This is a genomic window from Streptomyces sp. NBC_00569 (assembly GCF_036345255.1).
Lineage (GTDB): Bacteria > Actinomycetota > Actinomycetes > Streptomycetales > Streptomycetaceae > Streptomyces.
Window position 1 is genome coordinate 3619890 of the sequence record NZ_CP107783.1, and the last position, 25534, is coordinate 3645423.

At 71.5% G+C, this 25534-nt stretch carries 19 protein-coding genes and 1 pseudogene; 7 read left to right on the forward strand and 13 right to left on the reverse strand.

Annotated elements, in window-relative coordinates:
• Positions 1-286: 286 nt before the first annotated feature.
• The 3 genes from OHO83_RS16185 (at position 287) to qcrB (ending at position 4510) form a co-directional block, all read left to right on the forward strand.
• On the forward strand, positions 287-1753 hold the full coding sequence (locus OHO83_RS16185) for an APC family permease (RefSeq protein WP_266674526.1): 1467 nt from the start codon (positions 287-289) through the stop codon (positions 1751-1753).
• A 70-nt stretch (positions 1754-1823) separates the two neighbouring features.
• The gene (locus OHO83_RS16190; RefSeq protein WP_266674524.1) at positions 1824-2744 is read left to right on the forward strand and encodes a hypothetical protein; all 921 of its coding nucleotides are present in this window, start codon (positions 1824-1826) and stop codon (positions 2742-2744) included.
• 122 nt (positions 2745-2866) lie between these two features.
• Complete coding sequence (qcrB, locus tag OHO83_RS16195; protein ID WP_266674522.1) at positions 2867-4510, forward strand: cytochrome bc1 complex cytochrome b subunit; 1644 nt, start codon at positions 2867-2869, stop codon at positions 4508-4510.
• A gap of 15 nt (positions 4511-4525) precedes the next feature.
• Here qcrB and OHO83_RS16200 read toward each other — a convergent pair whose 3' ends face one another.
• From OHO83_RS16200 to OHO83_RS16210, 3 genes are all read right to left on the reverse strand, one after another.
• Positions 4526-5401 carry an LLM class flavin-dependent oxidoreductase gene (locus tag OHO83_RS16200; protein WP_266674520.1) on the reverse strand — a complete coding sequence of 292 codons (876 nt, stop codon included), beginning with the start codon at positions 5399-5401 and terminating at the stop codon, positions 4526-4528.
• A gap of 185 nt (positions 5402-5586) precedes the next feature.
• Positions 5587-6957, reverse strand: coding sequence for a hypothetical protein (locus OHO83_RS16205; protein WP_443066047.1), 1371 nt, complete (start codon positions 6955-6957; stop codon positions 5587-5589).
• A 91-nt stretch (positions 6958-7048) separates the two neighbouring features.
• A complete protein-coding gene (locus OHO83_RS16210; RefSeq protein ID WP_266674518.1) occupies positions 7049-10075 on the reverse strand; it encodes a glycoside hydrolase family 3 protein in 3027 nt (1008 codons plus the stop codon).
• Positions 10076-10355: 280 nt separating this feature from the next.
• Here OHO83_RS16210 and OHO83_RS16215 point away from each other — a divergent pair.
• A pseudogene (locus OHO83_RS16215) lies at positions 10356-11834 on the forward strand (glycoside hydrolase family 30 protein); the annotation flags it as partial.
• 76 nt (positions 11835-11910) lie between these two features.
• On the opposite strand, the gene cimA reads toward OHO83_RS16215, so the two are convergent.
• The 6 genes from cimA to OHO83_RS16245 all read right to left on the reverse strand — a co-directional run bounded on the left by cimA (position 11911) and on the right by OHO83_RS16245 (position 18796).
• Positions 11911-13536 carry a citramalate synthase gene (gene cimA, locus OHO83_RS16220; protein ID WP_266674516.1) on the reverse strand — a complete coding sequence of 542 codons (1626 nt, stop codon included), beginning with the start codon at positions 13534-13536 and terminating at the stop codon, positions 11911-11913.
• Positions 13537-13830: 294 nt separating this feature from the next.
• Positions 13831-15147, reverse strand: a complete 1317-nt coding sequence (locus tag OHO83_RS16225; RefSeq protein ID WP_266674514.1) for an MFS transporter — start codon at positions 15145-15147, stop codon at positions 13831-13833.
• 81 nt (positions 15148-15228) lie between these two features.
• The gene (locus tag OHO83_RS16230) at positions 15229-16227 is read right to left on the reverse strand and encodes a DUF2891 domain-containing protein (protein WP_266674512.1); all 999 of its coding nucleotides are present in this window, start codon (positions 16225-16227) and stop codon (positions 15229-15231) included.
• Positions 16228-16324: 97 nt separating this feature from the next.
• Positions 16325-16969, reverse strand: a complete 645-nt coding sequence (pcp, locus tag OHO83_RS16235; RefSeq protein ID WP_266674510.1) for a pyroglutamyl-peptidase I — start codon at positions 16967-16969, stop codon at positions 16325-16327.
• Positions 16970-17054: 85 nt separating this feature from the next.
• Positions 17055-18044, reverse strand: coding sequence for a DUF979 domain-containing protein (locus OHO83_RS16240; protein WP_266674508.1), 990 nt, complete (start codon positions 18042-18044; stop codon positions 17055-17057).
• Positions 18041-18796, reverse strand: a complete 756-nt coding sequence (locus tag OHO83_RS16245; protein WP_266674506.1) for a DUF969 domain-containing protein — start codon at positions 18794-18796, stop codon at positions 18041-18043. The genes OHO83_RS16240 and OHO83_RS16245 overlap by 4 nt, the downstream gene beginning before the upstream one ends.
• 175 nt (positions 18797-18971) lie before the next feature.
• Here OHO83_RS16245 and OHO83_RS16250 point away from each other — a divergent pair, with 175 nt between their 5' ends.
• The 3 genes from OHO83_RS16250 to OHO83_RS16260 are packed head-to-tail and all read left to right on the forward strand — an operon-like array spanning position 18972 to position 21285.
• The gene (locus OHO83_RS16250) at positions 18972-19733 is read left to right on the forward strand and encodes a LamB/YcsF family protein (protein ID WP_266676657.1); all 762 of its coding nucleotides are present in this window, start codon (positions 18972-18974) and stop codon (positions 19731-19733) included.
• Positions 19730-20380 carry a 5-oxoprolinase subunit B family protein gene (locus OHO83_RS16255; protein WP_266674504.1) on the forward strand — a complete coding sequence of 217 codons (651 nt, stop codon included), beginning with the start codon at positions 19730-19732 and terminating at the stop codon, positions 20378-20380. The genes OHO83_RS16250 and OHO83_RS16255 overlap by 4 nt, the downstream gene beginning before the upstream one ends.
• Positions 20377-21285 carry a biotin-dependent carboxyltransferase family protein gene (locus tag OHO83_RS16260; protein ID WP_266674502.1) on the forward strand — a complete coding sequence of 303 codons (909 nt, stop codon included), beginning with the start codon at positions 20377-20379 and terminating at the stop codon, positions 21283-21285. The genes OHO83_RS16255 and OHO83_RS16260 overlap by 4 nt, the downstream gene beginning before the upstream one ends.
• Before the next feature lie 13 nt (positions 21286-21298).
• Here the strand turns inward: OHO83_RS16260 and OHO83_RS16265 are convergent, their stop codons facing one another.
• From OHO83_RS16265 to ureA, 4 genes are all read right to left on the reverse strand, one after another.
• A complete protein-coding gene (locus OHO83_RS16265; RefSeq protein ID WP_266676655.1) occupies positions 21299-21853 on the reverse strand; it encodes a TetR/AcrR family transcriptional regulator in 555 nt (184 codons plus the stop codon).
• 76 nt (positions 21854-21929) lie between these two features.
• Entirely contained in the window at positions 21930-22958 is a 1029-nt protein-coding gene (locus OHO83_RS16270; RefSeq protein ID WP_266674500.1) for an agmatine deiminase family protein, read from the reverse strand.
• Positions 22959-22968: 10 nt separating this feature from the next.
• Positions 22969-24702, reverse strand: a complete 1734-nt coding sequence (locus OHO83_RS16275; protein WP_266674498.1) for an urease subunit alpha — start codon at positions 24700-24702, stop codon at positions 22969-22971.
• Entirely contained in the window at positions 24699-25388 is a 690-nt protein-coding gene (ureA, locus tag OHO83_RS16280; protein WP_116509513.1) for an urease subunit gamma, read from the reverse strand. Before ureA ends, OHO83_RS16275 begins: the two co-directional genes overlap by 4 nt.
• Between the last annotated feature and the right edge of the window lie 146 nt (positions 25389-25534).

The window sequence follows — 25534 nt, forward strand, 5'->3', positions numbered from 1 at the left end:
GACGAAGGGCGGGCTCTCGTCGTGTACGGGGTGTCCACGCGAGCGACAACACGGGCCGCGGCCAAGGAAATTGAAGGCTACCTTCCGGTAATTCCGTCACTTGAGACGACTCGTTACTCTCCCTTCACTTGGGCATCACGCGGCGCTACGCTGCGAGCGACTGCCGAGCGATCGACTCCGCTCGATTCGACTCCGCTCGCCTCCAGAGGTCTCCCCCTCCCCGTCGCGCCCCGGTGGCGCCGCAGGGCAGGCCTTCTGCCGTTCCCCGAAAGGCGCCACCGATCCCATGAGCACGAACAGAGGGCTTCAGGCCAATGCCCTCGGCACCACCGACAGCATCGTGATGGCCGTGGCGGGCAGCGCGCCCGCCTACTCGATCGCCGCCACCACCGCCGTGCTGATCGGCACGGTGGGCCTCGCCGCACCGGCCGCGCTCCTCTACTGCGCGATACCCATGCTCGGCATCGCCTGGGCCTTCAACTACCTGGGCCGCCTCGACGTGAACGCGGGCGCCAGCTACTCCTGGGTCGGCCGCGCGCTGCACCCCTTCCTCGGCTTCATCAGCGGCTGGTCCCTGGTCGTCTCGGCGACCATCTTCATGGTCGCGGGCTCGCTCCCGGCCGGCGCCATGACGCTCGAACTCGTCGCCCCCTCCCACGCGGACAACACCGCGCTCGCCGCGGCCGTGGGCGCGGTCTGGTTCCTGGCCATGCTGGTCGTCGTGCTCATGGGCGCCAAACTGACCGTCCACGCCCAGCTCCTGATGTCCGGGATCGAGCTGGTCATCCTGCTCGCGGTGGCCGTCGCCGCGCTGTTCAGCGACAAGCGGGTCAACGAATTCTCCTGGTCCTGGCTGGGGTTCGGGCACTTCGACGGGGCGTCCGGGTTCGCCGCGGGCGCGCTGATCGCCGCGTTCTACTACTGGGGCTGGGACGTCACCAGCAACCTCAGTGAGGAGACCCGTAACAGCCGGAAGACCTCGGGGCTCGCCGGGCTGATCGGCGTCGGCATCGTGTTCGTCCTCTTCGAGGTCTTCACGATCACCACCAACATGCTGCTCACGCCCAAGGAGATCGCCACCAGCGACAACATCTTGAGGCTGCTCGGCGAACGCGTACTGCCGGGCCCCGGCGGCGAGTTGCTGATCGTCGCCGTGATGCTGTCCACCATCGCCACCCTGGAGACCACCCTGATCCAGGTGACGCGCTCCCTCTTCTCCATGGGCCGCGACCGGACGCTGCCCTCCGCCCTCGGCAGGTCGCACCCGCGCCGGCAGACGCCGTGGGTCGCGATCGTCGTCGTCGGTGTCGTCGCCCTCGCCCTCTTCGTGGCGTCGACCGCGCTCGGTTCGGTCTCGGCCGTCCTGGAGGACGCCGTCGCCGCGATCGGACTGCAGATCGCGGTCTACTACGGCCTCGCGGGCCTCGCCGTCGTCGTGGCGTACCGCAAGCTGCTGTTCAAGTCGGCGGCCAACTTCTTCTTCGGCGGTCTGTGGCCGCTGACCGGCTCGCTCTTCATGATCTGGGTGTTCGTCGAGTCCCTCGGCAGCCTGTCGGGCACGGCCGTCTCGATCGGCGTCGGCGGCATCGCCGTGGGTCTCGTCCCGATGCTCTGGTACCGCGCCAAGGGCTCCCCCTACTACCGGCCCGCCCGCCTGGACGCAGCGCGCTCGGAGCAGGTGCACGCCGAATACGGGCACCAGGCGCCGGTGTACGCGGCGTCGTCCGGCGACACCCTGTCCACGGACTTCTGAGCAGCCCCCGCCGGCGGACCGGCCGACCGCACCCAGGACCATCACCGACTACTGACTGGCGAGGACGCCGATGACCGTCCGTTTCGATCCCACGAACGGCGACCGGGCCCTGGCGGAGGCCCGCGCGGACATCACGATCGGTCGCTGGCAAGGACTGCCCGGGCTGTGCGCGGCGGCCGGCTCCGACTGGGACCGGCGGACGTTCCGGATGCGTCTGCTCGCCCAGGCCACCGCGGGCACGTCCGTCGCCGAGTCCTGGCACGAGTCGCAGCCGCAGAACGCCGACGCGCTGGTCCTGCGGGCCGAGACCGAGGTGATGCGGGCGTTCAACCTGGCGATGGCGGCCGGCCCGGGGAACCCGGTGGACCCGGACCAGCTGGAGCGGGCCGTGCGCACCGCGCTGCGGGCGGCCGAGGCGTTTCCCGCGGATCCGGTGCCCTGGGTCTCGCTCCTGACGGTCGCCCGCCTGTTCCCCGGCGGGCACCCGTCCATGGAGCTCTGGTGGAAGGAGCTGCACCAGCGGGACCCGTACAACCGCGAGGGCAACCACCAGGTGCTGCGCCATCTCTCGGCGCGCTGGCACGGCTCGCACGGCGTCATGTACAACTTCGCGCAGGACGTGACGGCGACCCTCCCGCCCGGGTCGCCGCTCGCCGTGCTGCCGCAGGTGGCCCGGATCGAGGAGTACCGCTACCGCGTCGAGCGCGAGGGCTCCCAGGCGATCGGCCTGCTCCAGTTCTGGAACAACGAGAACAGCGCGTCGCAGGCCCGGCGTGCCTGGCACCTGTGGATGGCGCAGCGGCAGTACACGTACGCACAGGACGTCGCCGACCTCAACACTCTTGCGCACGCGTCCTGTTACGCCGACCTGACCGGCGAGGCCGCGCACCTCTTCCGGCTTCTCGACGGGCACGCGACCCGTGTCCCGTGGTCGTGCCACGGCGCCCCGGAGGAGATCTTCACGCGCTGGCAGTCGAAGCTTCTGGGTTGACCTGACCTACACACATGTGACGTGGGCCACTTCACGCCTCCGTGATGTCACATTCCGGCCCGTCTCTTCCGTCCAACTGGTGAGCACCCATGTGGTGAGCGCCCAGGGGAGGAGCGAGCCCGATGTCCGAGAGGGTCGCGGAAGGCAGCACGGGGACGGCGCGGGAGAGAGGGCCGGCACCGGCCGGTGAGCGGCTCGCGGACTGGGCGGACGGCCGCCTCGGTCTGCACACCCTGTCCAGGAAGTACCTGCGCAAGGTCTTCCCGGACCACTGGTCGTTCCTGCTCGGCGAGGTCTGCCTCTACACGTTCGTGATCCTGGTCCTCACCGGGGTCTACCTCACCCTGTTCTTCCACCCCTCGATGAACGAGGTGGAATATCAAGGCAGTTACGTCCCGCTGAACGGGATCCGGATGTCCGAGGCGTACGCCTCCACGCTCGACATCAGCTTCGACGTCCGGGGCGGACTGCTGATCCGGCAGATCCACCACTGGGCGGCGCTGATCTTCGTCGCGGCGATGCTCCTGCACATGATGCGGCACTTCTTCACGGGCTCGTTCCGCAAGCCGCGCGAGCTGAACTGGGTGTTCGGCTGGACGCTGCTCCTGATCGGCCTGTTCGAGGGCCTGCTGGGGTACTCGCTGCCGGACGACCTGCTGTCCGGTACGGGCATGCGCTTCCTCGACGGGGCGATCCTGTCGGTGCCCGTCGTCGGGACGTATCTGTCGATGTTCCTCTTCGGCGGGGAGTTCCCGGGGCACGACATCGTGGGGCGGTTCTACTCGGTGCACGTGCTGCTGTTCCCCGGCATCATGGCGGCACTCGTGGTGACCCATCTGATCCTGGTCGTCCACCACAAGCACACACAGTTTCCGGGGCCGGGAAAGACCGAGCGCAATGTCGTGGGGGCACCCTTCTTCCCCGTCTACCTCGCCAAGGCCGGCGGCTTCTTCTTCCTGGTGTTCGGCGTCGTCGCGTTCCTCGCGGCCGTCGCGTCCATCAACCCCGTCTGGAACTACGGGCCTTACCGCGTCGACCAGGTGTCCACGGGGGCGCAGCCCGACTGGTACCTGGGGTTCGCGGAGGGGCTGCTGCGGGTGATGCCGGGCTGGGAGATCACGCTGTGGGGGCACACGCTGGCCCTCGGTGTGCTCGTCCCGCTGGTCGTCTTCCCCGCGGTGCTCGTCGTGATCGGCGTGTATCCGTATCTGGAGGCCTGGGTCACGGGCGACCGGCGCGAGCACCACCTCCTGGACCGGCCGCGCAACCGGCCGGTGCGCACAGGACTCGGCGTGGCCTGGCTGACGTTCTTCCTCGTGGCCCTGGTGGGCGGCGGCAACGACGTCTGGGCCACGCGCTTCCATGTGTCACTGAACGCGGTCACCTGGTGCGTGCGCGTCGCGCTCGTCGTGGGCCCGGTGATCACCTTCGTCGTCACGCGGCGGATCTGCCTCGGGCTCCAGCACCGGGACCGCGAACTGGTGCTGCACGGAAGGGAGTCGGGCCGTATCAAGCGCCTCCCGCACGGCGAGTACGTCGAGATCCACGAGCCGCTCACCCGGGCCGAGCTGCACACCCTGACCGCGCACGAGCAGCCCCCGGCCCTGGAGAGCGGGCCGGAGACCGACGGGAACGGCGTGCGGCGGCGCACACCCCGGGCCGAGCGGCTCCGGGTGCGCCTCTCGCGCGCCCTCCACGGAGAGGGCGCGCAGGTGCCGAAGCCGACCGCGCGGGAGTACGAGGAGGCGCGGCGCGAGCACCGGTGAGGCGTGGAAGCGGCGTCAGAACAACGCGTCGGCCAGGCGGTCGACCTGGTCGGGGTCGGTGCCCCAGCAGTACAGCATCACCTCGTCCGCGCCGATGTCCGTGAAGCCGGTGACGGCCTCGCGGATCTGCGCGGTCGTGGCGAGCATGCGCTCGGCGGATCCCGCGGCGCGCGGGTCGAAGCCGTAGTACGCGGTGATCGCGTCGCGGGCGCGGGCGGTCAGGTCGTCCGGGCCGAGCGCCACATTGACCTGGGCGACCAGACGCGGGCGGCCGGGGCGGCCGTGCTCGTCCCAGAGCCGCTCCACGTCGCGGAACATCGGGTCCATCCACTGCGGAGGCAGCGCGGCCCCGAGGAAGCCGTCGCCGAAGCGGGCCACGCGGGCGAGGGCCGCCGGTGCGAAGCCCCCGAACAGGACCTCGGGGCCGCCGGGGGTGAGAGGGGCGGGGCCGATCGGGCCGACGCCCTCGGCGTCGTCGTAGGGGTGGCCCGCCCAGGTGCGGCGCAGGGTCTCCATCTGCTCGTCGAGGCGGCGGCCGCGGCGGCGGATGTCGATGCCCGCCGCACGGCAGTCGTCCTCACGGCCGCCGACGCCGATGCCGAGCGTGAAGCGGCCGCCGGACATCCGGTCGAGGGTCGCGGTCTGCTTGGCGAGCAGGGCGGTGCCGTGGTGCGGGGCCAGCAGGACCTCGGTCTGGACGCGGACGCGTGAGGTGGCTCCGGCGAGTGCGGCGAGGGTGACCAGGGGCTCGGGGTTGTCGTACACGAGCCGGTCGAGGAGGCCGAGCGTGGAGAAGGGGGTCGCGTCGGCGCGACGGGCCCAGTCGAGCAGGACGGCGGGGTCGTCGACGGGCAGGCCGAGGCCGATACGCGGGGTGCGCGCGGTACGCATGGGGTGGAGCTCCTTCGGAAGGGGGCATGCGGAATCTCGCTGCCGCCCCTCCGGGACCGCGCACGGTGTGTACGTGCCGGCTTGCTTCCCGTCTGCGGCGTACTTCTGGGGAAGCGGTTCGTAAGAGTGCGGCCAGACTAGCCGGGACGCGGGCCCTCGCGCCTTCCCTTTTCGGACCGCGGGGCTCAGAACCCGCCGCCGAAATCCCCGCCGCCCCCGAAGTCGCCCCCGCCGCCGAAGTCCCCGCCGCCGCCGAAGTCCCCGAAGTCGTTCGAGTCGAAGTCGGCCCCCGAGTAGTCCCCGCCGTCGTATCCGGCTCCCGCGCCGAAGTCGCCGTATCCGGAGCCGTAGTCGGCTGCGTAGGCGGGGCTCGACATCATCGAGCCGAGCAACGTGCCGAGGAGGAGTCCGGGCAGGATGCCGCCGCCGAAGTAGCCGCCCGCCCAGGGGCCGTAGGCCGGGCCTGCGTCGTAGTAGGGGCGCCGCTCGCCGTAACCCGTGTCGACCGTGCGGACCATGGGTTCGGCGCCGTCCTTGAGGCGGGTCGCGTCGGCCGCGCAGACGGGGACCTCGCGCTCGGCGCCGGACGGAGGCGACCACAGCGCGTCCGTCACGGAGGGCCCGTGCCGCGGGTCGAAGAAGCAGGGCACCCGGCGCTCGGGCAGCGGCCGGCCCTCGCGGCGCGCGGCGAGCATGGCCAGCGAGAACCGTCCGTCGTCCAGGGCCTGCGTCACCCCGCGCACCTCCTCGGGGCGCTGCGCGGCGGCCATGAACTGTTTCGCCTTCTCGTACGAGTCGAGCGCCCGCTCGTAGTCGGCGCGCATCGCGTCGTCGGCGCCGGGCTCGGCGGGGTGGAAGTCGAGGCGGTCCAGCTCCTCGCCGAACGCCGTGATGTCCTCGTCGACGACCACGCGCAGCTGCTCCAGGGCGGCCCGCTGCTCGTCCTCCCGCTGCCGGCGCCGCCTGCGGGACACCACGTACGCCGCGCCGCCGGCCGCGACGACGACCGCTCCGATGCCGATCAGGGCGCCGACCGGGGCGCCGCTGCCGGCGCCGCCCGCGCCCCACGCGGAGGGCGCCGAGCCGCGCGCGTTACGGACGGCCGTGTCGACGAAGTCGTTGAGCTGGCGGGTGGCGTTCTCGCCCTGGACGCTGGTCGTCAGGTTTCTGACCGCGTCCTGGGACATGACCCGGCTGTCGGCCCGGGCATCGAACTTCTGGCCGAGGCGGACCGCGTAGACGCCGGTGATGCCGGTCTTGGTTCGCAGGTCGGTGAAGAGGTCCTGGGTGGGGAAGTTCGCGGGCAGCACCGCCACCATGACGGGCTTGTCCGCGTCCTTGATCTTCTTGCTGAGGGCGTCGGCGTCCCCGGCGGACAGCTGCGCGGAGGCGGCCGGGTCGACGTACACGGGGCTCTTCTTCAGGGCGTCGGCCACCGTCGAGACGTCGGAGGCAGCCGCCTGGACCCCCGGTGTCACCGCCGTCATGGCCCCCAGGGCGAGAAGTGAACCGGACAGGACGGATATCAGGCGCGATGCCCGACGGGTGGGCCTCATACCTCGACGCTAACCCAGGAGGCACCCGTATGCCGTACGTACTGCGGGGAGGGGCCCACCGGCTCCGCGGTGGGCCCCTCCCCGCGCCGTCTCACGCGGCGCGGTACGCCTCGGTCAGCTTCGCGACCGCGTCCGCGTAGCGCCCGGACAGGAGCAGGTGGTCCGCGTCGGCGAACGGCTCGGCCACCGCCGGCGTGATGTCCTGCCCCACCTTCTGCTGGACGAGCAGCCGCGCCCTGCCCACCACCGCGCGGCCGGCCTCCGCCGACCCGGCCTTCTGCGCCGCGGCGGCCGCGAGGGCGAGGGCCTTGAGGGTGAGCGTGCCGCCGCCCGGCGGGGTGCGCAGCGTCGTCAGTCCCCAGCCGAAGGGGAACTGCGGGTCGTACGCCGTGTCCCCGACGTTGATCGGCAGCTGGGCCTGCGACTTCGGCCAGGTCACGGGGAGCTGCCCGGTGAAGGGCTTCGCCCCGTACAGGACGTCCGCGACGCCGTCGCCCTCCGTGCCGGGCAGCCAGGACGCGACGAGCGCGTCGATGTCGCCGAGCCGGTCGCCGATGAGCTGCGGGCGGCCGGAGACGATGAGCACCGCGCACTTCATGGCGCCGCACACCTTGTCCACGGCGGCCTGGTCGGCGGGCGTGAGCTCCAGGTCGTTGCCGTTGCCGACATCGCCGATCCCTTCCGCGTACGGGGTCTCGCCGACCACGACGACGCCCACGTCATAGCCGTCCGTGGGTGCGGAGGCGTCCTTGGAGTAGGAGATGGTGGCGCCTGGCGCGGCCTTCTTCATGCCCTCGAGGACCGTCGTGCCGTCGGTGATCTTTCCGGACGAGCCCTGCCAGGAGACGGTCCAGCCGCCTGTCTGGTTGCCGATGTCGTCGGCGTTGGACCCGGCGACGTACACCTTCTGGCTCTTCTTGAGGGGGAGCACGCCGCCCGCGTTCTTCAGGAGGACCTGGGATTCGGCGGCGGCGGTGCGGGCGACGGCGCGGTGTCCGGCCGAGCCGATGGCGGCGGCCCCGCTCGTGTCGGCGTACGGCTTCTCGAAGAGGCCCAGCTTGAACTTCTGGGTCAGGATGCGCGACACAGCGTCGTCGATCCGCGACTCGCCGATCCGGCCCGCCTTCACCTCGTCGATCAGGGTCGTCCGGAAGTCCTTGTACGCGGACGGGACCATGATCATGTCCAGGCCCGCGTTGACCGACGTACGGACGTCGGACGCGTAGTCGCCGGGGAGCTGGTCGATGGCCTGCCAGTCGCTGATGACGAAGCCGTCGAAGCCCATGCGGTCCTTCAGGACTCCGTTGATCATGGCGGCGTCCGCGTGCATCTTCACCGGGCCCTCGTCGTCGCCGATGATGTCGAGCGACGAGTACGAGGGCATGACCGTGCCGACCCCGCGGTCCACGGCCTCCTGGAACGGCGCGAGGTGCACCGCCTCCAGCTCCTGCCGCGTGACCTTGGTGACGCCCTGGTCGATGGTGTACGAGCCGGTGGTCGACGAGCCGTACTCGGTGCCGCCGTCGCCCACGAAGTGCTTGGCCGTGGCGAGGACCTTGTCGTCCCGGTCGAGGTCCTTGCCGTCGCGTGCCCCTTGGAGCCCCTGGACGACCGTCTCCATCTGCTTCACGAGGGCGGGGTCCTCGCCGAAGGACTCGTACGACCGGCCCCAGCGTTCGTCGCGGGTGACGCACAGACAGGGTGCGAAGTCCCAGGGGATGCCGGTGGCGCGGACCTCGGCCGCCGTGACCGCGCCCGCCTTCTCGGCCGTCCCGGGGTCGCGGGTCGCGCCGATGCCGATGTTGTGCGGCAGGACCGTGGCGCCGACGAGGTTGTTGTGGCCGTGCACCGCGTCCACGCCGTAGATCAGCGGGATCTGGAACCGCGTCGCCTGCGCCCGGAGCTGGAAGCCGTCGATCATCTTCGCCCAGGCCGCGGCCGTGTTCGGCGTCGGCGTCGAGCCGCCGCCGGAGAGCAGCGAGCCGAGGTCGTACGCGGCGACATCGCCGCCCGTGCCGACCGCGTTGCGCTCGGCCTGCGTCATCTGGCCGGCCTTCTCCTCCAGGGACATCCGGGAGAGCAGGTCGGCGACGCGCCGCTTCACCGGAAGCTTGGCGTCGAGGTAGGGCAGGCCGTGGGCGTCGATCACCACCTGCGGGGTCTCGGCGGGCGCCTTGGCGCCGGCGACCGTCAGCTTCAGGGGGATCGTCTCGGCGGGCTCGGCCGCCTTGTCCTTGAGGGTCGGTACGGACACGGTGTGCGTGGCGCCCGAAGCGGTGCCGGCCGGGAAGGTGAACTCGCCCTTGACCGGGGTGTAGTCCGTGCCCGCGCCGGCGCTGCCGCCCGCGCTCTCGTACGCGACCGTGACCGGCTCGGCGAGCGGGGCGGAGCCGGTGGTGGCGACGGAGATCCGCACGCCGGCCGTGCCGCCCTCCTTCACCGGGTACACGGCGGCACCCGTCAGTACCTTTGTGGTCAGGGCGGGGTCGGCCTTGCCGTACAGCTCCACTCCGTCCATGGCGAAGGTGCCGGGCGTGCCGGTGGGCAGGGTGAGCGCGTAACCCCACATCTCGGTGAGGCCGAGGTTCTGGTCGATGCCGCCGACGGGCTGGTAGTCGGTGCGGTAGGCGAAGTCGCTGAAGGGGATCTCGACCTGGTGCCAGCCGGTCCACTCGTCGGTGAACGAGGTCGTCCACAGTTCGGACGCCTCGCCGTTCGCACCGCCGTCCTTGATCTCGAAGTTGACCCGCTTGCCGGTGTTCTTCCCGTCCCACCAGAAGCGGATGCCCTTGTGCGCGGACCAGTCGTGGCCGGGCTCGTTCGCGGCGAAGTCGTGGGTGAAGCCGCCGTAGCCGCTGATGTCGTACGTCCCGGAGAGGACCTTGTCGCCCTCGGGGGCGTCGTCGCGCGCCGCGAGCTCCAGCTCGGGCGGGTCGTCGCTGTCGCCTCCCCAGGTGAAGATGCCCTCCGCGGGCTGGGACGCGAAGGGAACCTCTCCCTCGAAGCGGTCGACGGGCACCGGCGGCGGTTCCTCCGCGCCGGTCGCCGCGCCTGCCGACGCGAGCGGGAGCAGCCCCGTGAGCAGGGCTGCGGAGACGAGCAGGGCGGTTCTTCGCATGGACTTCCCTTCGGCCGGTTCGGGTACGCGCCGCAACCTCTGGGGGTGACGGGCGTCCCTGGTGAAGCTCATGACTTAGCTCACGCCGTGAATTAACTGGTGCCCCGTGAACCCGTCAAGACTTCACGTCAGAACCGGTGCACAGCCAATTCCCGTGGCCTGTCAGGGCAGTTGAGCATTCATTTTCTGAACGCGCGCCCCCTTGACTCCCGTTCGCGGCCGTCATTTACTCACGCCTCGCACGCCCCAACTCCTCACCCCCACAGAAGGGCGGCGCACCATGAGAACCCCCAGACGACTCCGTTCGGGCCCGCGCCGGGCGGCCCGGCTGCTCGCCGCAGGGCTGCTCACGACCGCGGGCCTGACCGGGCTCGTGGCCTCCCCCGCGCAGGCCGCGGGCGAGCCGGTCACGGCCTGGCTGACCACGACGGACGACGCCGCCGGACGCCATGTGGTCCGCGGACTCGAACAGCAGGCCCCGTTCGCCTTCCAGGCGGGCACGGGCGGCGGTGGCGAGAACATCACCGTCGACGAGAACACCCGCTACCAGACCTTCACCGGCGGCGGCGCCTCGTTCACGGACACCGCGGCCTGGCTGATGAACAGCAGCGGCGCCCTGTCACCAGCCACGCGCGACGCCACGATGCGCAAACTGTTCTCCCCCACGGACGGCATCGGCCTGTCGTTCCTGCGCAACCCGATGGGCGGCTCCGACCTGGCGCGTTACGGCTACACGTTCGACGACGTGCCCGCCGGGCAGACCGATCCCGACCTCTCCGAGTTCTCCGTCGCCCACGACCTCGCGGACGTCCTGCCCCTCACGAAGCAGGCCCGTCTGCTCAACCCGAAGGTCACCGTGATGGCCTCCCCGTGGACCGCGCCCGCCTGGATGAAGGACAGCGGACAGCTCAACGGCGGCTGGCTGAAAGCAGAGGACTACGGCACCTACGCCTCGTACTTCGTGAAGTACCTCCAGGCGTACCGGGACCAGGGCGTCCCGGTCGACTACGTCAGCGCGCAGAACGAGCCGACGTGCTGCGGGGGCTACCCCTCGATGAGCTGGAACGCCTCGGGGCTCGCCTACTTCACCAAGAGCGAGCTGCTCCCGAAGCTGGCGGCCGCCGGCCTGACCACCAAGGTCCTGGCGCACGACTGGAACTGGGACACCTACGACGGCTACGCGGCGCAGACCGTGGACGACGCGGCGGTGCGCGCGCACCCGAACTTCGGCGGGATCGCGTGGCACGGCTACGGCGGCGACGTCGCCGAGCAGAGCGGCATCCATGACCGCTACCCGCAGCTCGACGCCTTCGGGACCGAGCACTCGGGCGGCACGTGGATCGCCGACCAGCAGCGCGAGGACATGCTCAACATCGTCGACTACACCCGCAACTGGGCGAAGTCGGTGACCAAGTGGTCGCTCGCCGTGGACCAGAACATGGGCCCCCACAACGGCGGCTGCGGCACCTGCACGGGTCTCGTGACCGTGCACAACGGAGACGGGCGCAGCGGACAGGTGGACTACACCGTCGAGTACTACACGATGGGCCATCTGACGAAGTTCGTCCGGCCGGGCGCCCGGCGCATCGCGTCGACCGGCAGCTCGGCCGTGCCGAACGTCGCCTGGCGCAACCCGGACGGCTCGAAGGCGCTCATCGCGTACAACGGCGGCACGTCCGCGAAGACGGTGACCGTCAACTGGGGCGGGCAGCACGCCACTTACTCGCTGCCCGCGAAGACCTCGGCGACCTTCACCTGGTAACACGGGTGGCCGGGGCGACAGAGAGCCGGAGGGGCCGATCACGGCCCCTCCGGCGTCCGTACCTGTGCTGTCTCTACTCGACCGGCTCGACCCCGGCCCGCAGGAGCCCGTATGTGTAGGCGTCCTCGAGGGCGCCCCACGACGCGGCGATGACGTTCTCGGCGACGCCGACGGTGGACCACTCGCCCGCGCCGTCGCTCGTGGAGATCAGGACACGGGTCGTGGAGGACGTGCCGTGCTTGCCCTCCAGGATGCGGACCTTGTAGTCGACGAGCTCCAGCTTGGCGAGCTGCGGGTAGATCCGCTCCAGGCCGACGCGCAGGGCGCGGTCGAGGGCGTTGACCGGGCCGTTGCCCTCGGCCGTGGCGACGATGCGCTCGCCCTTGGCCCACAGCTTCACGGTCGCCTCGTTGGCGTGGCTGCCGTCGGGGCGGTCCTCGACGATGGCCCGCCACGACTCGACGCGGAAGTAGCGCCGGGCGCGGCCCTCGGCCTCCTCACGCAGGAGGAGTTCGAAGGAGGCGTCGGCCGCCTCGTACGTGTAGCCCTTGAGCTCGCGCTCCTTGACGCGCTCGACGACGCGGCCGACCAGCTCGCGGTCGTCGGAGATGTCGACGCCGAGCTCCTTGCCCTTGAGCTCGATGGACGCGCGGCCCGCCATGTCGGACACGAGCATGCGGATGCGGTTGCCGACGAGGTCCGGGTCGATGTGCTGGTAGAGGTCCGGGTCGACCTTGATCGCCGAGGCGTGAAGGCCCGCCTTGTGGGCGAACGCGGAAACACCCACGTACGGCTGATGCGTGGAGGGCGTGAGGTTGACGACCTCGGCGATGGCGTGGGAGATGCGGGTCATCTCGCGCAGGGCGCCCTCGGGGAGGACCTTCTTGCCGTACTTGAGCTCCAGGGCGGCGACGACCGGGAAGAGGTTGGAGTTGCCGACGCGCTCGCCGTAGCCGTTGGCCGTGCACTGCACGTGGGTCGCGCCCGCGTCGACGGCGGCGAGGGTGTTGGCGACGGCGCAGCCGGTGTCGTCCTGGGCGTGGATGCCGAGGCGGGCCCCCGTGTCGGCGAGGACCGTCGCGGTGATCGCCTGGACCTGGGCGGGCAGCATGCCGCCGTTCGTGTCGCACAGGACGACCACGTCGGCGCCCGCCTCGTGCGCGGCCGTGACGACGGCCTTGGCGTACGTGGGGTTGGCGCGGTAGCCGTCGAAGAAGTGCTCGCAGTCGACGAAGACGCGGCGGCCCTGCGCGCGCAGGTAGGAGACGGTGTCGCGGACCATCTCCAGGTTCTCCTCGAGGGTGGTCCGCAGAGCCAGTTCGACATGGCGGTCGTGCGACTTGGCGACCAGCGTCACGACCGGGGCGCCGGACTCTACGAGCGCCTTGACCTGCGGGTCCTCGGAGGCCTTGGCGCCGGCGCGACGGGTGGCGCCGAACGCGACGAGCTCCGCGTGCTTGAAGTCGATCTCCTGCCGGGCGCGGGCGAAGAACTCGGTGTCGCGGGGGTTGGCACCGGGCCAGCCGCCCTCGATGAAGCCCACGCCGAAGTCGTCCAGGTGCCGGGCGATGGTCAGCTTGTCCGCGACGGTCAGATTGATGCCCTCACGCTGTGCGCCGTCGCGCAGCGTGGTGTCGAAGACGTGGAAGTCGTCGTCGACGCGGGAAGCGGGGTAATGGTCGTCGGTTGCGTCCGTCATGCTGATCTGGCTCCTGTGTCGGATCTCGGTCTACCGGAATGACCGGCTCCACCGTCCCCCTATGATCCCTCGCGCTCCGGTCCTGGTTCGTGGTGGGCCAGGAAACGAAAAAACCCCTCGCGGGTGCGAGAGGTCTGCGCGCGGGTCGAGACGACGATGTCCGCCCGTACGTGGTGGTACGTGGCGGTCACTGCGGACCGGCGCGCCTGCTGCCAATAATCATGGCGAACGAGAGCACGTCGGCAGTCTGCCACAGCCCGGGCGTGGCCCGGACCGTGGTCTCACGATGTGGGCTCAGACCGCTTCGGGCGCGCGCCGCGTGGCCTCGGGCCCGGCGACCGCGACCCGGTTCAGGTCGATGTCCCTCGTCTCGCGCATCGTCAGGTAGACGATCAGCGACACGGCGGCGCACCCGGCGACGTACCAGTAGAAGCCCGACTCCACGCCCGCGTCCTTGAACCACAGGGCCACGTACTCCGCCGTACCGCCGAAGAGCGCGTTGGCGATGGCGTACGGGAGGGCCACGCCGAGGGCGCGGATGCCGGTCGGGAACAGCTCGGCCTTCACGCACGCGTTGATCGACGTGTAGCCGGTGACGACGACGAGGGCGAGCAGGGCGAGGCCGAGGGCCGGCCAGAAGGAGCCCGCGTGCTTGAGCATCGTCATGATCGGCACGGTGAGGAAGGTGGAGCCCACCGCGAAGGTGATCAGGAGCGGGCGGCGGCCGATCCGGTCCGAGAGCCGGCCCGCGAGCGGCTGGATGCAGGCGAAGACGATCAGCGCGCAGAACGAGACGAGCGTCGCGGTCTCCTTGCTCAGGCCGGCGGAGTTGGAGAGGTACTTGGTGAGGTACGTCGTGTACGTGTAGTACGCGACGGTGCCGCCCATCGTCAGGGCCATCACGAGGAACGCCTCGCGCCGGTGCGCCCACAGCGCCGTCAGGGTGCCCTTGCGGTCGGCGCCCGCGTCGTCGGCGGACTCCTCGTAGACGTCGGTCTCCAGCATGTTGCGCCGCAGATAGAAGATGATCGCGGCGCCGAGCGCGCCGACGACGAACGGGATGCGCCAGCCCCAGCTGTGCAGCGCGTCGTCGGACAGCGTGCGCTGGAGGACGATCTGGAGGCCGAGGCCCACGATCTGACCCGCGGTCATGGAGACGTACTGGAAGCTGGACGCGAAGCCGCGGCGGCTCGGGTCGGACGCCTCGGTGAGGTAGGTGGCGCTGGCCGCGTACTCGCCGCCGACCGAGAGGCCCTGCAGGAGGCGGGCGATGAGCAGGACGACGGCGCCGCCGTACCCGGCGACCCCGTAGGTGGGCGCGATCGCGATGAGGACGGCGGACGCCGACATCAGCGTGACGGTCAGGGTGAGCGCCGCCTTACGGCCCTTGCGGTCCCCCACCCTGCCCAGCAGCCAGCCGCCCACGGGCCGCATGAAGAAGCCGACGGCGAAGATGCCGGCCGTGTTCATCAGCTGTGCCGTGGGGTTCCCGTCGGGGAAGAAAGCTCCCGCGAAGTACGTGGCGAAGCTCGCGTACACGAACCAGTCGAACCACTCGACCATGTTCCCGGCCGACCCGACCAGGATCTTCTTCCATTGCTCTCGTCCCATGGGCGGCCACGGTGCCGGAACGCTTCACTCCATGACAAGGGTGTAACGCGCAACGATCATGCGTACTTGCGTTCTTTGTGGTCACGCCTCAAGGGCGAGCGTGGCAAAGGTGGCCAGCCAGTGGTCGGTGGTGAAGTCGCCACGCTCCACGGCGGGCAGCCCGGCCTTCAGATGGGCGTCCGCCGCCTCCGTGAGGCGCGTGCGGACCGGCCCGTCCGGGACCGCCCCCGCGATGCCGCGCAAGGCGGCCGCCCGGCTGAGGGCGAGGCCCAGCAGGTGACCGATCTGCGGGTCGGCATGGTCGGAGACGACCGGGACCTCCAGGAGGGCGCAGGGCTCGCCGGCTCGCAGCGCGGGCAGAAACCGGTCCAGCCAGGGCTCGAACTCCGGCCCCGTCAGCACCCGCCGCATCGCGTCGGCCTCGGTGAGCGCCGGGGAGAGGAAGTCCTGCCCCGACGGCTCCCAGTGGGCGGGCGCGTCGTGATCGCCGGCGAACCAGGAGCGCAGCCGGTCCCGCACGGCCTCGACGGTGGCCGCGGGCAGCCCCGCGCGCTCGCCCGCGTCGAGGACGAGACCCAGCGCGAAGGCGCTGTTGGGGTGGTTGCCGTGGCGTACGGGATACGTGGCCTTGGGCAGCCATTCGCTCAGCAGCAGGTCGACGGCGGTGACAGCGGGGGCGAGCGCGTCCGCCCAGCGGTCGCCGTCCGGGCTGCCGAGGGCACGGCACTCGGCGGCGAGCGCAATCAGCCAGGCCCAGCCGTAGGGGCGCTCGAAGGTGGGCCGGTTCTGCAGATAGGCGGCTTCCGTGGCGAGGTTGGCGGGGGTGAGGTGCCGGTCGAGTACGCCGATGACCTCGGCGTCCTGGGCGGAGTCGGGCAGGCCCCGCCTCAGGAGCCGGACGAGCAGCCAGTGCATGTGGACGGACGAATGCCAGTCGTAGGCACCGTAGAAGGCGGGGTGCAGGGCGCTCGGGCGGGTCTCTTCGTCGGCCGAAGTGACCAGGTGAGCAGTGAAGTTGGGGTACTCGCGGGTGACGTTGCCCGTGGCGAGGCGGGCGAATTCCGCGGCCTGTACGGTCATGGGGAGAGCTCCTCGTGGGTGGGGTTCGGCTGCGGGGCGCCCCTTCGGGGGCGTGGGAAACTGCGCGCTCGGGCACGGACGACGCACGGCCGCACGCTCAGTGCGTGGCCCCCTCCGTCACCCGCAGATCCTGAGTCGTGGCCGCCGCGGCGAGCATCAGCGCCCGCAGGCCGTGGGCCACTGTCACGGCGGGCAGCGCGGCGGCGGTGCCGTCGGGGACCTGCTCCGGCGCCCACGGCACATGCACGAACCCGCCCCGCACCCCGGGGAGTTCGGTCGCAATGAGGTGGGCGAGGCCGTACGCCACGTGGTTGCAGACGAACGTGCCCGCCGTGTTGGAGACGGCGGCCGGCACCCCGGCCTCCCGCATCGCGGCCACGCACGCCTTGATCGGCAACGTGGAGAAGTACGCGGCGGGCCCGCCCGGGACGACCGGCTCGTCGACCGGCGCCGCGCCCGCGTTGTCGGGGATGCGGGCGTCGTCGACGTTGACCGCGACCCGCTCGACGGTGACACCCGGCCGCCCGCCCGCCTGACCGACGCACACGACCAGGTCCGGCCCGCTCTCGCGGACGGCCCGGCGCAGGGCGGCCACGGACTCACCGAAGACGCAAGGGAGTTGAACCGCGGTGACGGTGAGACCTGCGGGCGGCTCGGCGGCGACCAGGGAGGCCGCCTGCCAGGAGGGGTTCACGCTCTCGCCGCCGAACGGCTCGAAGCCGGTGATGAGGACGCGGGTCATCTGTGTCGACCTTTCTGGGACAGCGCACGTTCCTGGACGGGGAACAGGTCTCGGACGGAGCCGGTTCCTGGGCGGGGACCAGTCCCTAGAAGGCGAACAGGGCCATGATCACGATGTTGCAGACGAGCAGCGCGAGCCCCGTCGGCAGCTGTGCCTTGATCGGGCCGTACTGGTCCTTCAGTTCGAGGAGCGACGCCGGGACGATGTTGAAGTTGGCGGCCATCGGCGTACAGAGCGTGCCGCTGAAGCCCGCCAGCATGCCGATCGCGAGGACGGCCGCCTCGTTGCCGTGCATCTGCTGGATGAGGACGGGCCAGCCGATCGCGGCCGTCATCACGGGGAACGCGGCGAAGGCATTGCCCATGATCACGGTGAACAGGAACATGCCGACGCAGTAGGCGATCACGGCGAGGTACTTGGAGTTGTCGGGCAGGACGTCGTTCACGATCGTGCCGACCTGGGTGCCGACGCCGGCGACCGCGAAGATCGAGCCGAGCACGGCCAGGAGCTGGGGGAGCAGCAGGGCCGAGCCCATGGCCTCCAGCATGGAGCGGCCCGAGTGGATCGGGACGGAGAGCTTCTTCTCGCCCGTGACGAACATGCCGACCGCGAGCGCGGCGATGCAGCCGAGGCCCAGGCCGATGAGTGTGGCCTTCCCCGTCTCGAAGAGGCCCGACTCGTCCAGGACGGAGGCGCAGACGATGGCGACGACCGGGATCGTCAGGGCGGGGATGAAGATCTTGCTGCCGAGCCGCGCCGCGGAGGCCTCGCGCTGTTCGGCGGTGGTGGTGACGGGGACGCCCTTGCCGATGAAGTTGAATCCGGCCAGCACGATGAGGGCGAGGACGGCGACGCCGAGGGGTTCGGCGGGCAGAGTCCAGCTCGCGGAGCCCGGCTTCGCCGCGTTCAGCTCGGCGTTCACGACGCCGGTGCCGTAGGGGAAGGTGAGCCCGAGCAGGCCCCAGAACGCGGCGGACGTCCAGCGCTTGGGGTTGGTGCGGTCGGCCGCCATCTGTACGGCCATGACGACGAAGACGAGGCCTATCAGCCAGTAGAGCCATTCGACCTTGATCACTTGCCGGCCTCCTCGGACCCGTTGCCCGTGCGGGACGCCGCGGCCCGCGGGGGCGGCGGCAGTTCGTTCTCGGCGGCATGCAGAGCCATCTCGCGCTCCAGTTTCCGGTCCAGGAGCAGGAGCCGGGCGCCGTGGATGACGAGGGCGCAGAAGGCGAGCGGGATCGCCCACAGGGCCAGCTCGGTGGGTTCGAGCTGCTGGTGGTAGGTCGAGTTCACGAACCCGGTGATGAGCAGGATCGAGCCGATGGCGATGAAGCAGTCCTCGCCGAAGAAGACGCCCACGGTGTCGGACGAAGCGGCGTACGAGCGGACTTTCTCGCGCAGCCGGTCGGGCAGCGGGCCGCCGGTGGTGCGTTCGGCGGCGGCCTCGGCCATGGGTGCGACGAGCGGGCGCACGGTCTGCGCGGGGCCGCCGATGCTGTTGAGTCCGAAGGCCGCGGTGACCTGGCGGATCAGCAGGTAGACGGTGAGGAAGCGGCCGGCACTGAGCTTGCCGAGACGGCCGATGAGGGTGCGCGCCTGCTCGCGCAGGCCGTACCGCTCCAGGAGGCCGATCACCGGCAGGACGATGGCGAAGACGGTGACCGAGCGGCTGTCGGCGAAGGACCGGCCGAAGGCCGCGAGGACCTCCAGCGGGTTCATCCTGCCGAGCAGGCCGGTGACGATACCGGCGACGCCCACCACGAGGACGGGGTTGCGGCGCGTGACGAATCCGAGGATCACCACGAGCACGCCGAGAAGAACGATCATGCGGCGGCCTTCTTCAGGGCACGAGGGGGCACGGACCGGATTATGCGCTTCCGGTTCCATGGAGGATGCACGGACCGTAAGGGATCGTTCAACGATCGAACAAGGGGTCTGAGACGACCGTGACAAAATCGACCCCTTGTCGAATCGTTCAACAATCCTCTACGTTACGGACGTGATCCAGGACCTCATCGACCTCAACGCCGACCTCGGCGAAGGCTTCGGCCGCTGGACCCTCACCGACGACGAGGCCCTGCTCTCCGTGGTGACCAGCGCCAACGTCGCCTGTGGATTCCACGCGGGCGACCCCGCGGTGATGCGCCGCGTCTGCGACCTCGCTGCCGCGCGCGGCGTACGGATCGGGGCGCAGGTGTCGTACCGCGACCTGGCCGGCTTCGGGCGGCGGGCGATGGATGTGCCCGCGGACGAGCTGGCGGCCGAAGTGGCCTACCAGATAGGCGCGTTGAGGGTGTTCGCCGAGGCGGCCGGGGCCGAGGTGGCGTATGTGAAGCCGCATGGCGCGCTCTACAACCGGACCGTCCATGACGCGGAGCAGGCGGGCGCCGTGGTGGCGGGGGTCCGGCTCGCGGGTGGTTCGCTGCCCGTGCTCGGACTGCCCGGCTCCCGGCTGCTCGCCGCCGCGGCGGACGCCGGTCTCACGCCGGTGCCGGAGGCCTTCGCCGACCGCGCCTACACCCCCCGGGGCACGCTGGTACCCCGGAGCGAGCCGAACGCCGTGGTCTGCGACGAGGACGCGGTGGTGCGCCGCTCCGTGGCGTTCGCCGTCGAGCGCGCCGTGGACACGGTGGACGGTACGCGTGTCACGGTCGCCGCCCGTTCCCTGTGCCTGCACGGCGACACCCCGGGCGCGGCCCGGCTCGCGGTCCGGGTGCGCCACGCGCTCGAAGAGGCCGGCGTCAAGGTCGGGGCGTTCGCATGACGGCCTCGTCGCCCTCGATGGTGGTGCGGCCCGCCGGGCGGCATGCGCTGCTCGTGGAGCTGCCGGACGCCGGTCGCACCGGTGCGCTCCACGCCGAGCTGCTGCGTCGCCGCGCCGCCGGGACCCTGCCGCCCGTCGCCGAGATCGTGCCCGGCGCGTGCACCGTCCTGCTCGACGGGGTGGGCGACCCCGAGCTCCTGGCCCGTCGGCTCATGTCCTGGGACATCCCGTTGCACGCTCCCGAGGAGGGGGCCGTCGTCGAGATCCCGGTGGTCTACGACGGCCCGGACCTCGCCGGGGTGGCGGCCCGCTGGGGCGTCCCCGAGGACGAGGTCGCCGCCCGCCACTCCGCCCACACGTACCGCGTCGCGTTCTGCGGCTTCGCCCCCGGCTTCGGCTATCTCACGGGCCTGCCCGCCGAGCTGCACCTACCGCGCCACGCGACCCCGCGCACCCGCGTCCCCGCCGGCGCGCTCGCCCTCGCAGGCCCCTACACCGCCGTGTACCCGCGCGCGACCCCCGGCGGCTGGCAGCTGATCGGCACCATGCCGGACCCGGCACCGCTGTGGGACCCGTCCCGGGAGGCGGCGGCACTCCTGACGCCGGGCACCCAGGTGCGGTTCGTCGCCGAAGGAGGCCGCGCATGACCGCCAAGATCACCCTGGTACGGGCCGGCGCCCTCACGACGATCCAGGACGCGGGCCGGACCGGCCACGCCCACCTGGGAGTTCCGCGCTCCGGCGCCCTCGATGCACCCGCGATGCGGCTCGCCAACCGGCTGCTCGGCAACGCCGGGGACGCCGCCGTCCTCGAGACCACGCTCACCGGGTGCGCGCTGCGGCCCGACCGGCCGGTCACCGTCGTCGTCGGCGGCGCCCCCTGCGCGGTGACCCTGGACGCCAGGCCCGTCGCGTGGGGTGCCCCGGTGCGGGTGCCCGCGGGTGCGGTCCTCGACGCCGGGCCGGCGGTCCACGGCGTGCGCTCCTACGTGGCCGTGGCCGGCGGGATCGCCGTCGAGACCGTGCTCGGCAGCCGCTCGACGGACCTCCTGTCGGGCCTCGGGCCCGCTCCCCTGCGCGACGGCGAGGTGCTGCCCGTCGGCGAGGCGGCGCCCTGCCCGCCGATGCCGCCTGCCGCGCCCTGGCCGGCCCCGCCGCGCGAACTGACCCTGCCCGTACGGCTCGGCCCCCGCGCCGACTGGTTCACCCCCGCGGCGCTGCACACGTTCACGACCGCCACGTATCGCGTGTCCGCGCACAGCAACCGCATCGGCCTGCGCACCGAAGGCCCGTGCCTGGCAAGGGAGTTGTCGGGTGAGCTGCCCAGCGAGGGCATGGTGCTCGGCGCGGTGCAGGTGCCGCCCGACGGCCGCCCGGTGGTCTTCCTGCACGACCACCCGACGACCGGCGGCTACCCGGTGATCGCCGTGGTCGCGGAGGCCGCCCTGGCCGGGGCGGCCCAGGCCGCCCCGGGGACACCCGTCCGCTTCACACTGCAGCAGGGGCTCTCCTGCGGACCGGACCGGGCAAGGAACCACAACCGCCCGGTCTGACCCCGACGCCCGGTCAGGAGTCCGTGGGGGGCAGCGCCTCGTCCAGGAACTCCCGTACGTGGGACAGGATCTGAGCCCGGTCCGTGCCGCGCAGGCCGATCGCCACATGGATGGAGAAGCCGTCGAGCAGCGCCCGCAGCCGCGACGCGAACCGGTCGGGGTCGAGCGGCGGGAGCTCGCCGCGCGAGGTGCCCTCGGCGAGCAGCGCGACGAGGTCGCGGTGCCAGGCCAGCTCGATCGCGGCCTGCCGCTCGCGCGCGTCGCCGTCGGCCTCGGCGTTCTGCGAGCGGTTCCAGACCTCCAGCCACAGCGTCCAGTGCGGGTCGCCCTGGGCGTCGGGGACATACAGGTCGACGTACGCGTCGAGACGCTCGCGGACCGTGCCGCCGCCGGAGAGCAGCCGGGCCCGCTCCGCGCCCAGGCGGCCCTCGCTCCACTCCAGGGTCCGCAGGAGCAGCTCGTCCTTCGAACCGAAGTAGTAGAGGAGGTGGCCGCTGCTCATGCCGACCTCGCGGCCGAGCGCGGCCATGGTGAGCTTCTCCAGGCCGCGCTCGGCGATCATCTCCATGGCCGCGGCGAGGACCTCTTCGCGCGGAGGCGCGTTCTTCCGGCGGGCCTGGGCCACGGGGACTCCTGCGGGTCTTTCAGTCTGCGGGCGTGATCTCGGGTTGCTGCTGGGTGATGCAGTGGATGCCACCACCCCCGGCGAAGATCGTACGGGCGTCCACGAGCTGGACGGTCCTGTCCGGGAAGAGCCTGCGGAAGATCCCGGCCGCGACCTCGTCGTTCGGGTCGTCGAAGGAGCACAGGACGACGCCGTCGTTGCACAGGTAGTGGTTGATGTACGAGTAGTCGACCCAGCCCTCGTCGTCCTTGAGGACGGTCGGCGCGGGGACCTCGACGACCTCCAGGGGACGGCCCTTGGCGTCCGTCTCGCCCCTGAGCTGGGCGATGAGCTGCTTGCTCAGCTCGTGGTCGGGGTGGGCGGGGTCCTGCTGCGAGTGGACCAGGACGACGCCGGGCGCGGCGAACGCGGCGACGATGTCGACGTGGCCGCGGGTGCCGTAGACGCCGTAGTCGCCGGTGAGGCCGCGCGGCAGCCAGATCGCCTTGGTGGTGCCGATCCTGGCGTGGATCTCCTGCTCGACCTCGGCCTTGGTGCGGCCCGGGTTGCGGTCGGGGTCGAGCTGCACGGTCTCGGTGAGGAGCACGGTGCCCTCGCCGTCGACGTGGATGCCGCCGCCCTCGTTGACGAGGGAGGAGGAGTGGACGGGGACGCCGGCGAGGTCCGCGATGTGGCGGGCTATCTTCGCGTCGTGCTCCCAGACGGCCCAGTCCTGGGCGCCCCAGCCGTTGAACGTCCAGTCCACGGCGGCGAGTCGGCCGTCTCCGACGACGAACGTGGGGCCGATGTCGCGCATCCAGGCGTCGTCGAGGTCACGCTCGACGAGGTCGATGTCGTCGCCGAGGAGCGCGCGGGCCGAGTCGCTCTGGCCCGGGGCGACGATCACGGTCACCGGCTCGAATCGGCGTACGGCGCGGGCGACGGACGCCCAGGCCTCGCGCGCCTCGGCCAGCTCCTCGTCGTTGGTGAAGGTCGGGTTGGGGCTCGGCCAGGCCATCCAGGTGCGCTCGTGCGGGGCCCACTCGGGGGGCATGTGGAAGCTGCTCATGAGCGGGTCCTCACAGGAAGTAGAGACGGTTCAGGGAGACGGAGTCGGCCGGTTCCGAGCGGACCGGGTCGCCGTCGAGCGTGACGAGTCCGGTGGCCTGGTCGACGTCGATGGAGCCGGTGCGCGAGTTGAGGAGCAGGTCGGCCGGGCCGATGCCGCGGGTGCCGCGGACGGCGACGCGGCGGCGGCGGGTGGGCATCTTGTCGTTGCCCTGGTCGAGGGCGGCCCGGGCGACGAAGGCGACGGAGATGTCCGCCGCGGTCGCGCCGTGCGCCCCGAACTGCGGCCCCAGGACGAGGGGTTCGCAGGTGTCGGTGGCCGCGTTCGGGTCGCCGACGACGCCGTACGCGGGGAAGCCCGCCTTCAGGACGAGCTGCGGCTTCGCGCCGAAGAACTCGGGGCGCCACAGCACGATGTCGGCGAGCTTGCCGGCCTCGATCGAGCCGACCTCGTGGGAGAGGCCGTGCGCGATGGCGGGGTTGATCGTCAGCTTCGCCATGTAGCGCAGGACGCGCGCGTTGTCGTCGTACTCGCCGTCGCCGGGCATCGGGCCGAGTTCGGCCTTCATCTTCCCGGCCATGGCGAAGGTCCTGCGGACGGTCTCACCGGCGCGGCCCATGCCCTGCGCGTCCGACGACGTGATGCCGATGGCGCCCAGGTCGTGCAGGACGTCCTCGGCACCCATCGTCCCGGCGCGGATCCGGTCGCGGGCCATGGCGGCGTCGCCCGGCAGGTCGGTCTTCAGGTCGTGGACCGAGACGATCATGCCGTAGTGCTCGGCGACGGCGTCGCGGCCGAAGGGCAGCGTGGGGTTGGTGGACGACCCGATGACGTTCGGGACGCCCGCCATCTTCAGCACGTTCGGTACGTGCCCGCCGCCGCAGCCCTCGATGTGGAAGGCGTGGATGGTGCGGCCTTCGAGGACCCTGAGGGTGTCCTCGACGGACAGGCACTCGTTCAGGCCGTCGCTGTGCAGGGCGACCTGGACGTCGTGCTCCTCGGCGACGCGCAGCGCGGTGTCGAGGGCGCGGGTGTGGGCGCCCATGTCCTCGTGGACCTTGAAGCCCGACGCGCCGCCCTCGGCAAGCGCCTCGATCAGCGGGGCGTCGTGCGAGGACGAACCCCGGCCGAGGAAGCCGATGTTGACGGGCCAGGCGTCGAAGGCGTTGAAGGCGTGGCGCAGCGCCCAGGGCGAGTTGACGCCCACGCCCCACACGGGCCCGAACTCCTGGCCGATGATCGTGGTCACGCCGGAGGCGAGCGAGGCCTCCATGATGCGCGGCGACAGCAGGTGTACGTGGGTGTCGACGGCGCCCGCGGTGGCGATGAGGCCCTCGCCGGACACGATGGACGTGCCGGTGCCGACGACGACGTCGACCCCGTCGAGGGTGTCCGGGTTGCCGGCGCGCCCTATGGCGTGGATCCGTCCCTCGCGGATGCCGATGGAGACCTTCCGGATCCCCTGCACGGCGTCGATCACGAGGACGTTGCTGATCACGACGTCGCAGGTCTCGCGGACGGCGGCGGCCTTGAGGTGCAGTCCGTCGCGGGCCGTCTTGCCGAACCCGGCGAGGAACTCGTCGCCGTACGCCTGCGCGTCGGACTCGACGCGGACGGTCAGGCCCGAGTCGCCGAGGCGGACGCGGTCACCGGCGCGCGGGCCGTGCGTGGCGGCGTACGCGTGCGGGTCGATGTGCCGGCTGCCCGGCGCGCAGTGGTCGCTGTGCTTGGTGGGCCTGCTCATGCGCCCGCTCCCTTCACTCCGAGATATCCGCAGGCGGCTGCCCTGCGCAGGGCCTCCTCCTTGGCGCCCGGCGCGTCCAGCGGGCCGTCGACGAGCCCGGCGAAGCCGATCGCGACGCGCGCGCCGCCGATGGGCACGAGGCCCACCTCGGCGCTCTCCCCCGGCCCGAACCGCACCGACGACCCGGCGGGGACGGCGAGCCGCATGCCGTACGCGGCCGCGCGGTCGAAGTCGAGCCGCGGGTTGGCCTCGAAGAAGTGGAAGTGGGAGGTGACGGAGACGGGGACGCTCGACGTGTTGGTCGCCGTGAGCGTCACCGTGGCCGGCGGGTCGCTGTGCTCGGGGCCCGGGAGCAGCGCGCCCGGCGCCTCGTCGCCCAGCGATGAGCCGATCGGGTCACTGACCACGGCGAGCCGCGACCCGTCGTCGAAGACGGCCTCGACGTGCACCTCCGTCACGACGTCGGAGACGCCGGGGAGCACGTCGTCGGGGCCGAGGACGGAGCGCGCCGCCTCGATGGCCTCGGCGAGCCGCCGGCCGTCCCTGGCCGCCTCGCACACCGTGTCCGCGATGAGGGCCGTCGCCTCGGGGACATTGAGCCGCAAGCCGCGGGCCTTCCGGGCCCTGGCCAGCTCCGCGGCCCCGAACAGCAGCAGCCGATCGCGTTCCGTGGGGGTCAGACGCACGCCACCACACCTCCCGTACAGGTTTAGAACTTCACTCTAACCATACGATTCACAACTCGGAAATATTGACGTGCCAGCTTGTGATGAGTCACATTGAACGCTGCTCTAAAGCGCCCGACGTGAACGATGCAACGACGCAAAGATCA

Bases quoted from the DNA above. Each gene is read 5' to 3' on its own strand.
- OHO83_RS16200 (WP_266674520.1), bottom strand. From the start codon at position 5,401: ATGCGTACCGCGCGCACCCCGCGTATCGGCCTCGGCCTGCCCGTCGAC.
- OHO83_RS16255 (WP_266674504.1), top strand. From the start codon at position 19,730: ATGACGGCCTCGTCGCCCTCGATGGTGGTGCGGCCCGCCGGGCGGCAT.
- cimA (WP_266674516.1), bottom strand. From the start codon at position 13,536: ATGACGGACGCAACCGACGACCATTACCCCGCTTCCCGCGTCGACGAC.
- OHO83_RS16185 (WP_266674526.1), top strand. From the start codon at position 287: ATGAGCACGAACAGAGGGCTTCAGGCCAATGCCCTCGGCACCACCGAC.
- OHO83_RS16265 (WP_266676655.1), bottom strand. From the start codon at position 21,853: ATGGAGATGATCGCCGAGCGCGGCCTGGAGAAGCTCACCATGGCCGCG.
- OHO83_RS16190 (WP_266674524.1), top strand. From the start codon at position 1,824: ATGACCGTCCGTTTCGATCCCACGAACGGCGACCGGGCCCTGGCGGAG.
- OHO83_RS16225 (WP_266674514.1), bottom strand. From the start codon at position 15,147: ATGGGACGAGAGCAATGGAAGAAGATCCTGGTCGGGTCGGCCGGGAAC.
- qcrB (WP_266674522.1), top strand. From the start codon at position 2,867: ATGTCCGAGAGGGTCGCGGAAGGCAGCACGGGGACGGCGCGGGAGAGA.
- OHO83_RS16210 (WP_266674518.1), bottom strand. From the start codon at position 10,075: ATGCGAAGAACCGCCCTGCTCGTCTCCGCAGCCCTGCTCACGGGGCTG.
- OHO83_RS16275 (WP_266674498.1), bottom strand. From the start codon at position 24,702: ATGAGCAGGCCCACCAAGCACAGCGACCACTGCGCGCCGGGCAGCCGG.
- OHO83_RS16270 (WP_266674500.1), bottom strand. From the start codon at position 22,958: ATGAGCAGCTTCCACATGCCCCCCGAGTGGGCCCCGCACGAGCGCACC.
- OHO83_RS16230 (WP_266674512.1), bottom strand. From the start codon at position 16,227: ATGACCGTACAGGCCGCGGAATTCGCCCGCCTCGCCACGGGCAACGTC.
- pcp (WP_266674510.1), bottom strand. From the start codon at position 16,969: ATGACCCGCGTCCTCATCACCGGCTTCGAGCCGTTCGGCGGCGAGAGC.
- OHO83_RS16245 (WP_266674506.1), bottom strand. From the start codon at position 18,796: ATGATCGTTCTTCTCGGCGTGCTCGTGGTGATCCTCGGATTCGTCACG.
- OHO83_RS16260 (WP_266674502.1), top strand. From the start codon at position 20,377: ATGACCGCCAAGATCACCCTGGTACGGGCCGGCGCCCTCACGACGATC.
- OHO83_RS16205 (WP_443066047.1), bottom strand. From the start codon at position 6,957: ATGAGGCCCACCCGTCGGGCATCGCGCCTGATATCCGTCCTGTCCGGT.